Source organism: Acinetobacter stercoris (assembly GCF_900323515.1).
Classification (GTDB): Bacteria; Pseudomonadota; Gammaproteobacteria; order Pseudomonadales; family Moraxellaceae; genus Acinetobacter; species Acinetobacter stercoris.
In genome coordinates, this window is the sequence record NZ_OOGT01000296.1 from 1 (window position 1) to 3,089 (window position 3,089).

The 3,089-nt window shown below is 40.1% G+C and carries 2 protein-coding genes; both read left to right on the plus strand.

All coding sequences use genetic code 11. The annotated features are described in order from the left end of the window. Positions 1–466 precede the first annotated feature (466 nt). The gene (locus tag KPC_RS18645; RefSeq protein ID WP_121975827.1) at positions 467–1,633 is read left to right on the plus strand and encodes an ATP phosphoribosyltransferase regulatory subunit; all 1,167 of its coding nucleotides are present in this window, start codon (positions 467–469) and stop codon (positions 1,631–1,633) included. 67 nt (positions 1,634–1,700) lie between these two features. After that, a complete protein-coding gene (locus KPC_RS18650) occupies positions 1,701–3,020 on the plus strand; it encodes an adenylosuccinate synthase (protein WP_121975828.1) in 1,320 nt (439 codons plus the stop codon). Positions 3,021–3,089: the final 69 nt, after the last annotated feature.

Here is a 3,089-nt window from a genome sequence, read left to right on the forward strand (position 1 = left end):
TTGCTATTGTCACTGTATATGAATGATCAGGATAATCATTTTAAAATTTAATTCATACATCGTGGCTTTGTTTTTAAAATATGCGCCAAGATAAACACTTTAAAAATAAAAAATAGAACAGTTAATATATTTATTATAAAAATAGGGTTTGATACTGGTCTAAATCAATAATAAAAGCTTTTCTGAAGTATGACGGTGAAGATCTGGGATATTTTTTAATTTTACTTTGTAAATGAAAACAATATGGTCTTGGTTAGAAAAAGTGCTAGAGTGCTGATTTCATGCTATTAATACTTTATAAGTAATACCAGCGCATCTTGTTGCCTAAGAATTTATCAACCTATATTTTAATGTAAAAATCTCAGTGCATGATTAGAATGATCGTGTTAAGATAAGAGAAATCGGGTGTGCTCCCGATTTTTTTATGCGGATACGTTCCGCGCTGACAAGAATTTAGGTTTACAACATGCCCATTTCAGAGACATGGTTATTACCTGATGGTGTAGCTGATGTATTACCAGAACAGGCACAAGTGATAGAATCACTACGCCGTGACGCATTGGATTTCCTCGCATCTCGGGGTTATCAGTTGGTATATACGCCATTTATCGAATACATCGAATCTTTATCTTCTCTTTCAGAATCGAACCAGGATTTGGATCTGGTCACGTTCAAAGTAATTGACCAGTTGTCAGGTCGTTTGCTGGGTGTGCGTGCGGATATGACACCACAAGTTGCCCGTATAGATGCACATGTTCGTTCTGTAGAAGGTATTGCACGCTATTGCTATGCAGGTACCGTGTTACATACCAAACCACAAGGTTTTAGTGCTTCTCGTACTCCATTACAGTTGGGGGCGGAATTATTCGGTCATGACAGTATTGATGCTGATGTCGAAATGGTTGACGTCATGCTCGGACTTATTGAACAAGCGGGCTTACTAGATGGTGTGCATCTGGATTTAGGGCATGTCGGTTTGTTCCGCAGTCTCGTGAAATATGCTGGACTTTCCAAATCCGATGAACGCCAACTGTCTGATCTTTATCAACGTAAGGCATTACCTGAACTGAAAGATTTCACAGAGAATCTAAAAGCTGGTTCTGATTTTTATGCTTTAGGTCGTTATTCGAGTGACTTGGAAGCATTGCAGGCAAATTTAAGTCAAGCGATTTTGGATGATACAGACTTTAGAGATGCACTGGATGAGTTGATTACAACACGTTCAGAAATTCAGGCACGTTGGTCAGATCTTCATATTGGTATAGATGTGGTTGAACTCCGCAGTTATCACTACCATACCGGACTTTTGTATGCTGTTTATTCACCAAACCGTGCTGCTCCACTTGCGCAAGGTGGTCGTTATGATGGGATTGGTGAGCATTTTGGGCGGGCACGTCCAGCAACAGGATTTAGCTGTGACTTATATGCATTAACGGCAGGTCAGTTTAAACAAATAGAAACTATTGTCGCACCTAAAGGTACTGATGCAGGCTTACTTCAGGCTATTCGTGATGCTCGCCAGAATGGCGCACGTGTAACACAGTTACTTGGCAATGATGATTTAAGTTCAGTTCCATATGCAACTCACACATTGGTGAATGTTGCAGGAAAATGGCAAATCGAAAAGATTTAATGACTTAAGATAGTGCTTACACTTTATTAAGTTTTCAATTTTAACAGCATGATGTAATGAGGCTATTATGGGCAAAAGTGTTGTGGTACTCGGTACCCAATGGGGCGACGAGGGTAAAGGTAAAATTGTCGACCTGCTCACAGATCAAGCGGCTGCAGTAGTTCGTTATCAAGGCGGACACAATGCAGGTCATACTCTCGTAGTTGGTGGTAAGAAAACTGTATTACACCTCATTCCATCAGGTATTTTACGTGAAAACGTACTTTGCTTAATTGGTAATGGTGTTGTGCTTTCACCAGCTGCTTTAATCGAAGAGATGAACATTCTTGAAAAAGAGGGTGTTCCAGTTAAAGAACGTTTACGTATTTCACCAAACTGTCCTTTAATTCTTCCTCATCATATTGCACTTGACCAGGCACGTGAGAAAAAACGTGGTAATGCTAAAATTGGTACAACAGGTCGTGGCATTGGCCCAGCTTATGAAGATAAGGTTGCTCGCCGTGCAATTCGCGTAGCGGATCTGGTACGTGGTGGTGATCATCTTAAAGCCCAATTGGAAGAATTGTTGGAATACCATAACTTCCAGCTCACTCAGTTCTTCGGTGTTGAAGCGGTTAAAGTAGATGATGTATTGGCACTTTGTGATCAATGGCGTGAAGTCGTTGCCCCGTTAGTCATTGATGTGACAACCGAGTTGCATAACTATCGTAAAGATGGCAAAAACATCATGTTCGAGGGTGCTCAAGGCTCACTTCTTGATGTTGATCATGGTACATATCCATATGTAACTTCTTCAAATACAACTGCTGGTGGTGTGAGTTCAGGTTCTGGATTAGGTCCATTACATTTGGACTATGTACTTGGTATTACCAAAGCTTATACAACACGTGTAGGTGCTGGTCCATTCCCGACAGAATTGGTTTATGATGCAGCTACCGATACAGGTGATGCGATTGGTAAACATTTGGGTACTGTTGGTGCAGAATTTGGTGCCTCAACTGGTCGTCAACGTCGTTGTGGCTGGTTTGATGCTGAAATCCTTCGCCGTTCAGTAGATGTAAATTCACTTTCTGGTATTTGCTTGACTAAACTTGATGTTTTAGATGGTTTAAAAGAAGTGAAAATCTGTGTGGGCTATGAAAGTGCAGATTCCGGTTGTGTGGGCTCATCTGATGCACTTGCTTATGAAACTTTAAAACCAATCTATGAAACACTTCCAGGCTGGAGCGAGTCTACAGTTGGTTTAACAAGTGTTGATCAATTACCTGCCAATGCTGTTGCATATGTAAAACGTATTGAACAGCTGATTGAATGTCCAGTAACAATTATTTCTACTGGTCCTGACCGCGCTGAAACAATTGTTTTAAGACATCCATTTGATGCTTAATAATTAACAGCTAATAAAAAAACCAGCGATTAATCGCTGGTTTTTTTATTTAATGTGCTTTTTTTATAT